Raw genomic sequence first — 7,715 nt, forward strand, 5'->3', positions numbered from 1 at the left:
CTAAAGTTTGTAATTATTTAGATATTCCGTTACAACATATTTCAGATGATATTTTGAAAAGTATGCGTCGCGGAACTACTAAAGAAAAAACAACTAAGTTAATTTCTCAGTTTAGAGAAGCTGTTCCAAACATGACCATCAGAACAACACTTATTGTTGGTTATCCTGGAGAAACTGAAGAAAATTTCCAAGAATTAAAACAATGGGTTTCCGATATGCGTTTTGAACGTTTGGGCTGTTTTACCTATTCTCACGAGGAAAACACACATGCTTATAATTTAGAAGATGATGTTCCAGAAGATGTTAAGATTGACAGAGCAAACCAAATTATGGAAATTCAATCGCAGATTTCTTGGGAGTTAAATCAGCAAAAAATAGGGCAGGAGTTTAAAGTGGTTATTGATAGAAAAGAAGGGAACTATTTTGTTGGTAGAACAGAATTTGATTCGCCAGATGTGGATAACGAAGTTTTAATTGACGCAGCAAAAACCTACTTAAAAACTGGTGAATATACTACCGTAAAAATCACCGAAGCTGAAGATTTTGACCTTTACGGCGAAGTAGCGGTTTAATTATTGGGTGTTCAAAATTGTTGAAATACTATGGGAAAGATCTTGTTTTAGGCGTTTGCTAAATACATTATCTTGAACATATTTTTGATTCATTTCTATTTCAATACCCATATAATTTTTATGAAATTGCTTTCTTAAATACGTTGTAAAGCCATCTGCAGTTCCTAAATACGGGTAGTTATAGCGTACATTCAGTAACGGATTGTTCGATTTTATTTCTTTTTTAAGCGATGCGCAAAAGGTTTTTTCAAGCGTGTTTTTAGAATCATAAAGCAAACCAATATCACATAGTCTTTCTTTATTATTTAAAATAGGAGTAAAGGAATGAATGGAAAGATGTAATACGGTTTCATCATTCAAAAGCCATTCATTTATTTTGTTTTCAACCTGATTTCTATAATCTAAATAATAGGAATTTATTAAGCTGATCTTTTCTGCCTTTGAAAGCTTTTTTGAAAATTCTGAAAATAAATTGTTGTGATGTGTCGAGCGATTCAACTCAATAAGCAACCGACTTGTTTCGGAAAACAAACTGTAGTCAGCTAGAGGCACTAAAGTTTTATAGACATCCAACGCCCCTAAGTCGTAACCACGATGCGAGTTTAAATTGGAATGGCATCCATCAAAATAGTTTGCATATGCTTGCGGAATTTTATTTCCACCATGTTCGCAAGTTATGATGAGTTTCACAAGGTGAATAATTTATTGTCATGTAAACATCCTGCCAACCTTGTATATGCTTTTTTGATGTTATCTTCTGAGTAGTTTTTATCTATTGCTTTTAAGATTCGTGTTGAAAGCGTACCATGTTTTAAAATGGTTTCAATGGCATGATGATGTGATGGATCAATTTGCGATTTAACCAATTTAAATAGCTGTTTCCAAATATCTTGAACGGTACAAGCTTGCTCAATTTGAAATAAATTCAAATATTCTAAATTTGAAACTATATGATTTTCCCCTTCCTTAATACAAGGATTCAGAATACTGTAAAGAACTTCTTTTGTCCAAGATTTTTGATTGCTTAAAGAAGTGGTTTCATTGTTCACTAATAGTTTAACCACTTCAATAATGAGCACACAAATGGCAATATCTGCTTGCGGACATTCTTGGATATCTACTAATCTTATTTCAATCGCATTTCTATCAAAACGAGCAATGGCACCACGAGAATTTAAAAAGTATTGATCTAGAATATCTTCAGTATCAAAAGGTTTTATAGCTTTATTTATCGGGTTAAAAATGGTTGTTTGATAGTCTTTTTTTGAAAAAACTTGCTCTGGAATAACTAATCCAGTCATTTCAGGAATTTCTTTTTGATTGGCTTTATAGTACTCCAATCGGGTGTCTTTAAAACCTGTTTGTTTTCCTTCTAAAATAGGTGAGCTGGCACATAATCCTGGAATGAGAGGTAAAATAATTCTAATAGCGGCATGGAGTTTTTCAAACTCACCATCGTCATAAAAAGGTAAATTAATATGCGTACTTTGTACATTGCTCCAACCGTGACCTTTACAATTAAAAATCCGATTATACAAAGCGTAAACCTCACTATAACTGTGTTTCCAGAGTTGTGTGTCTGTTGTTGGATTCATTAACGGGTGCGAAGCCGTTGGTAAAAGTTGCGCATTTAAAGGTTTTAAAAGCGCGTTTATTTCCAGTATATTTTTATGAAATTCATTTGAAAGATTGTTCAAATTGGTCGTTGGTCCATTGGTTTTTAATTCTACAACATGCGCCACTAATTCGTTGCTCCATGCCACGTCACCATTATCAATATCGTCCGTTAATCTGCCGTTTTTTAGAGTGAGCAATTCATCAACAATAGGTGTGACTTTCAAACTAGAATTATTCACCAACATATATTCCAATTCAATACCAAAAACCTCGAATAAATGATACTTTTTTCCCATGTTAATCTAGTCTGTTTTTAAGAGCAGTTAATATTTTTGTATAAACTAAATCGCCATAGTATGCATCTTCAACACCAAAATCAATATTTGGGTTGTCGTTAATTTCGATTACCATAGGTTTCTCATTTACAACCTTAATATCTATTCCTAAAAGCCCATCTCCAATTAATTTCGCCGATTTGATGGCCATTTTTAAGACTTTTTTTGGCACCTCTTCAATAGATAAACAATCGGCATCACCGTCTTGGTCATTTTTCTTTTTAGCCTTCCAGTTGTAAATTTGCCAATGCCCTTTTGCCATATAGTATTTACAGGCATAAAATGGCTCGCCATCAATGAGTCCAATTCTCCAATCGTAATCTGAAGGACAAAATTCTTGGGCAATAATCAAATCAGATTCTTTCAACATAGTGTTTGCTAAATCATTAAATTCTTCCAAGGTTTTAGCCTTTTTTACTCCAAAGGAAAAGGTAGAATCGGGTGCTTTTAAAACACAGGGTAAGCCAGTATGTTCTAAAACTTGGTCAAGATTATCTTTATGGACAATAATGGTTTTAGGTGTGTCAATATTAGCGTTTTGTAAAGCCTCCGCCATATAAACTTTATTGCAACATTTTAAAATTGCATCTGGATAATCAATTAAAGCAATACCTTCCTGTTGTGCTTTACGCGCAAAAGCATAGGCCTCGTTATTAACTTCGGTGCTTTGTCGTAAAAATAAAGCATCAAAAGATGAAAGTCGCGTTAAATCTTTTGGCTCAATAATTTCGGCGTAAATATTCATTTTTTCCGCAATTTCTAGGAATTTTTTTAATCCTTTTGGATTGCTCGGAGGCGCAGGATCATTAGGATTAACTAAAATGGCTAAGTCAAAATCGCTTTTTGCCAATTTTGGTGTATCATATCTTTTTTTAGAAAAATACTGGTTCGCAAATTCTTGTACACTTTCTATGTGATCGATTGGAATTTCAGATTCTGAAATAACTTTCACACTTTGAACGTTCCATTTGGTGTTATAATTAAAGGTTACACGAAAAAATGGCACCTGAAAATGCTTGTAAAAAAGCGCACTCAATTCTTTGTATTTTTGAGCTACATTTTGCCCGAAATAGATGCTTAAAGTAAAATCTCGGGACTTTATGTTTTTTAAACTTTGTTGAATTATATCATCAAATTCATCAGAAACAATTCGAACTAATTTTAAGGTTTTTAAATCTACAATATTTTTAACCGTTGGAATAGCTAAATGCCCTCTGGCTTCGGCTAAAAGTGACACGTAATAGCCTTTAGATTGGTAGTTGTAATCCTTACAAAGATTAAAAACACGGGCTTTTTTTAATAATGAAAACTCAGGGTTTGTTAAGTAATCTTGTGATGAGATTATCCTAATATTCTCAATGGAAAGATTCCATTTTTCGGGTTGATTAACGACAATATATTTTTGCATTAAAGTAACATGATGCTAATTGATTTATGTACAAAATTAGTGTTTTTTTGATTCCAAAAATTTTTTTAGACTTTTTTTAAATGGCTTATTTTGATTATTTTAAATGTAGTTTATGCTACTTTTGAAATATGTTTTTTTATTTTTAAAACTTATGCAATTCAGTAATTTTTCAGTATTTATAAATAGTATTAGTAATGTGTCATTACGAGTTCTAGATGCGTCTATTCCAAATGAAAAGTACGTTACAATCGATTTATCAGAAACAAACGATATACTTAACAAAGTGGACATGTCTTCATCTTCAAAATTAGAAGTTTTTGTAAATGATCATATTAAAAAACATGAGGCTCAAATTGCCTATGGCGGATATTTAGAATTAAGAAATATTTATAAGCGTAGCAATCATTTTAATGGTCAAGCCGCAGAAGAACGTAACATTCATTTAGGAATTGATTTATGGTGTGATGCAGAAAGACCAATTTATGCACCGCTGGAAGGTGTTGTTCATAGTTTTAAAAATAACACAAACTATGGTGATTATGGGCCAACTATAATTTTAAAGCATCATATTAAAGGTGTTGCGTTTTATACACTCTATGGTCATTTAAGTTTGACTTCTATTAAAAATTTAAAAGTTGGACAACCTTTTAAAAAAGGTGATAAAATAGCTGCCCTAGGAGATGCTTCAGTAAATGGCGATTACTCTCCACATTTACATTTTCAGATAATTAAAGACCTACAAGGTTATAAAGGCGATTATCCTGGGGTGTGTTCAAAACTAGATTTAGAGTTTTATAAGGATAATTGTCCAGATCCTAATTTATTGTTGAAGTTGGGAGTTTAAGGTGTTTGTTTAAGTTGTGAAGTTGATTTCTATGTTATAAAAGCATGTTTATAATTGTGCTTTTTTCATGTTTTTGTCAAATTCCGAAACCCAATTCAGTTAGATTTCGAGTGGTAATGTCGACAAAATTTTAAAATTCGTCAATACAGTTTTTCTGATTTATTTTCAATCGATAGTTTATTCTGTCTATACATCTTATGTTCGAGAACTTGTGAAGGCATTTCTATATTATTCTCATCTAAAATTATTTTAATATCTGTTATGGCTTTACTTCTAATATTATGTCCCAAATATTCATCAGGCAAATTTTTAATTGCTAGAATATTTATCCAAAAGAATACTTGAATATCAGTTGTATATTCGCCTAATCCTTCTACTACTACGTTATGTTCTGGTTTTTTTAATATATTTTTATTCGTTTTTAAATAATCTAATACTAGTTTTCGAGTTTTCTCAATATCGCACTCTGGTGCAATACCAATCATAAAATTAATTCTTAAAAAACCATCCTTTGTGTAATTAGTTAGAGGGTTTTTAATTATTGACGAATTGGGAATGTAAATATCTTTGCCTTCAACATTTCTTAAATGTGTAGTTCTTAAATCAAGGTCTTTTACAGTTCCCTTGTTTCCTTGGATTTCAATAATATCTCCAATTTCAAAAGGTCTTTTTAAAGCCAAAATTATTCCTGCCAAAAAATTTTCTCCAATATCTTTAAAAGCAAAACCAAATACGATTGCACTTACGCCTGCTCCTGCAAAAATTGTAGTTGCTAAACCTGTAAAACCTACGACACTTAATGCCATGATCACTCCAAAAAGGTAAATTGACCATTTTATAACTTGTGCTAAAAAATTAGACATTATACTATCCTGCCATTTTTTACGAGTGACTTTTACTATAATTTTAAATACTATTTTACCAAATATTATGGCTATGATTAAAACTAATATTCCAGTAATAATATTTGGAATTAATGTACTTACTTGTTCAAAATAATCATTAAAAATCCTTTGAAAATCTATATCCATTTATTGCTTGAGTTTCTAATTATTAATGTATGACTTAAAACCATTTTTTCTTTTTGAAAAACAGAAGCATACCTATTGCTACTGCTATCATTACAAACCACATGATGAAATAGCTGTATTTAAAAGAAAGTTCTGGCACATATTCAAAGTTAGTTCCATAAATACCTGCGATAAAAGTTAATGGAATAAATATTACTGAAAAAACTGTTAGAAACTTCATTATATCATTTAATTTACTGCTTATTGTTGTATGATAAATGTTAAGTTGGTCTGATAATATTTCACGGTAGTCGTCCGAAGCATCATTTGCTTGACTAATATTATCTTCAAGTTCTTTGAAATGAAGGTATGTACTTTCAGTAATAAAGTCTGATTCGGTTTTTGCTAATGAAAAAATCATTTCTTTAGCCGGTTTTATGCTTTTTCGTAAAAAGTTCAACTCTCGTTTGTAATTATTAATTTCGTTAATAATATTCTGATTTGGATTTAGAAGTAGGTTCTCTTCTAAAGTTTCTATTTTTTCTCCCAAAACACTTATTACGTAAAGATAATTATCGACTACGATATCTAATAATGCAAAAGTTAAATAGTCAGTTCCTCCGTTACGAATTCTCTTTTTTTGCTTTCTAATTCTCTCTCTTACAGGCTCGAATACATCTCCTTTTTGTTCTTGGAATGAAATTAATACTGTTTTTGTTAGTATCAAACTTAGGTTTTCAACAAGTGTTTTTCCGTCTTTATCGTCTAACCTTAACATTTTTATGGTTATCAAAGCACAATTGTCATATTCAATAACTCTTGGTCTTGCTTCTGTATTTAACACTTCTGCCATTACCAATGTGTCAAGATTAAACGAAGTTGTTATTTCTTGCATTATTGATGTATTATGAAGACCATCTACATTTATCCAAGTGACTGTGTCCTTGTGTTGGAATTCACTAATTTCTTTTACTGTCTTTACATCATCTTCTGTTAAGTTATTAGAATCAAAATCAATAATTCTTAATAAAACCTGGTCTATTTTTTTTTGCCCTCTAAAAATAAGTTCGTCTGGCGAAAGTCCAATTTCTTCTTTTTTCTTTTTTATAAATCTTGTCATATTTTTATTCATTGGAATTGATTCTGGTGCATTATTTGTCGTTAATGATATAAATTCTTAAATGCACCACAACGGTCTTGTTCTAGGATTTTTCACAGGAAAATCAGGCGGAACAAAAACGCCCGAACCTTTTATTAAGCAATAAATTAAGCATTTTTTTATACGGTGTTAGCACAAGTTTTTCTATCTTTCGTTAATTGGTTTGTTTTATTCTGCAAGAACATTCGTGATGCTAGTTAATGTATTTAATTGATTCTATGCAGAGTTCTTTTAAAACCGAAATATTGATATCAGAAAGTTTTTTCACATAAATACAGGCCTTTCCCATTTTGAATTTACCGAGTTCAGCTAATAATAATTTACTTCTCTTCGTATCAGAATAAACGTAAAGCGAGAACGCTGCTTTTCTAGGTGAGAATCCAAGAACAGGCGCATCACCTTCGTGTCCGCTAGCATATTTGTAATGGTAGTTGTCGAATCCGATAATTGTCGGTCCCCACATTTTAGATTCAGCACTAGACCATTCCTGCATCAATTCGATTAACCGAAAACTATCAGCTTTTTTCTGTTCATTATCAACGTATGAGTTTATGAAATCTGTTACGTTTTCTCCTGTGTAAGTTGTCTTTGTTTTTGTCATAATTCCGATTTTGGTTATTGCCTTAAAATTTTCTCCATCTTTCTACCTTTTGCTAATTCATCAATCAGCTTTTCCATACGTCTGCATTGTTTATACAATTCAAATTCATCCTCTATTTCTTCAATTCGATAACCACAAACGACTCCTTTAATCAAGTGTGCGTTTGGAT

9 protein-coding genes are annotated in these 7,715 nt (G+C 31.4%); 2 read left to right on the forward strand and 7 right to left on the reverse strand.

What is annotated here, in order from left to right:
- Positions 1-572 (forward strand): radical SAM protein (locus WBN21_RS10155; protein ID WP_424199920.1); only part of this gene is annotated, 572 nt, incomplete at its 5' end.
- Here the strand turns inward: WBN21_RS10155 and WBN21_RS10160 are convergent.
- From WBN21_RS10160 to WBN21_RS10170, 3 genes are read right to left on the reverse strand one after another with little or no spacing between them, the layout of a single operon-like run.
- On the reverse strand, positions 573-1,262 hold the full coding sequence (locus WBN21_RS10160) for an N-formylglutamate amidohydrolase (RefSeq protein WP_424199922.1): 690 nt from the start codon (positions 1,260-1,262) through the stop codon (positions 573-575).
- Positions 1,259-2,485: a glutamate-cysteine ligase family protein gene (locus tag WBN21_RS10165; protein WP_424199924.1), complete on the reverse strand. Its 1,227-nt coding sequence runs from the start codon at positions 2,483-2,485 to the stop codon at positions 1,259-1,261. Before WBN21_RS10165 ends, WBN21_RS10160 begins: the two co-directional genes overlap by 4 nt.
- Before the next feature lies 1 nt (position 2,486).
- Positions 2,487-3,932, reverse strand: coding sequence for a RimK family protein (locus WBN21_RS10170; RefSeq protein WP_424199926.1), 1,446 nt, complete (start codon positions 3,930-3,932; stop codon positions 2,487-2,489).
- Between the two features lie 151 nt (positions 3,933-4,083).
- On the opposite strand from WBN21_RS10170, the gene WBN21_RS10175 reads away from it, so the two are divergent.
- Positions 4,084-4,776 carry a peptidoglycan DD-metalloendopeptidase family protein gene (locus WBN21_RS10175; protein WP_424199928.1) on the forward strand — a complete coding sequence of 231 codons (693 nt, stop codon included), beginning with the start codon at positions 4,084-4,086 and terminating at the stop codon, positions 4,774-4,776.
- Positions 4,777-4,916: 140 nt separating this feature from the next.
- Here the strand turns inward: WBN21_RS10175 and WBN21_RS10180 are convergent, their stop codons facing one another.
- From WBN21_RS10180 to WBN21_RS10195, 4 genes are all read right to left on the reverse strand, one after another.
- On the reverse strand, positions 4,917-5,807 hold the full coding sequence (locus WBN21_RS10180) for a mechanosensitive ion channel family protein (RefSeq protein WP_424199930.1): 891 nt from the start codon (positions 5,805-5,807) through the stop codon (positions 4,917-4,919).
- A 34-nt stretch (positions 5,808-5,841) separates the two neighbouring features.
- Positions 5,842-6,906 (reverse strand): magnesium/cobalt transporter CorA, encoded by a 1,065-nt coding sequence (gene corA / locus WBN21_RS10185; protein ID WP_424199932.1) that lies wholly within the window; start codon positions 6,904-6,906, stop codon positions 5,842-5,844.
- Between the two features lie 232 nt (positions 6,907-7,138).
- A complete protein-coding gene (locus WBN21_RS10190; RefSeq protein WP_424199934.1) occupies positions 7,139-7,546 on the reverse strand; it encodes a DUF1801 domain-containing protein in 408 nt (135 codons plus the stop codon).
- Between the two features lie 14 nt (positions 7,547-7,560).
- Positions 7,561-7,715 (reverse strand): DUF2200 family protein (locus tag WBN21_RS10195; protein WP_424199936.1); only part of this gene is annotated, 155 nt, incomplete at its 5' end.

Source organism: Algibacter sp., assembly GCF_049667265.1.
GTDB lineage: Bacteria > Bacteroidota > Bacteroidia > Flavobacteriales > Flavobacteriaceae > Algibacter_B.

What these genes read in the sequence shown, in the direction of transcription:
- WBN21_RS10165 (WP_424199924.1), bottom strand. Translation starts at nt 2,485, where the DNA reads ATGGGAAAAAAGTATCATTTATTCGAGGTTTTTGGTATTGAATTGGAA.
- WBN21_RS10170 (WP_424199926.1), bottom strand. Translation starts at nt 3,932, where the DNA reads ATGCAAAAATATATTGTCGTTAATCAACCCGAAAAATGGAATCTTTCC.
- WBN21_RS10175 (WP_424199928.1), top strand. Translation starts at nt 4,084, where the DNA reads ATGCAATTCAGTAATTTTTCAGTATTTATAAATAGTATTAGTAATGTG.
- WBN21_RS10180 (WP_424199930.1), bottom strand. Translation starts at nt 5,807, where the DNA reads ATGGATATAGATTTTCAAAGGATTTTTAATGATTATTTTGAACAAGTA.
- corA (WP_424199932.1), bottom strand. Translation starts at nt 6,906, where the DNA reads ATGACAAGATTTATAAAAAAGAAAAAAGAAGAAATTGGACTTTCGCCA.
- WBN21_RS10190 (WP_424199934.1), bottom strand. Translation starts at nt 7,546, where the DNA reads ATGACAAAAACAAAGACAACTTACACAGGAGAAAACGTAACAGATTTC.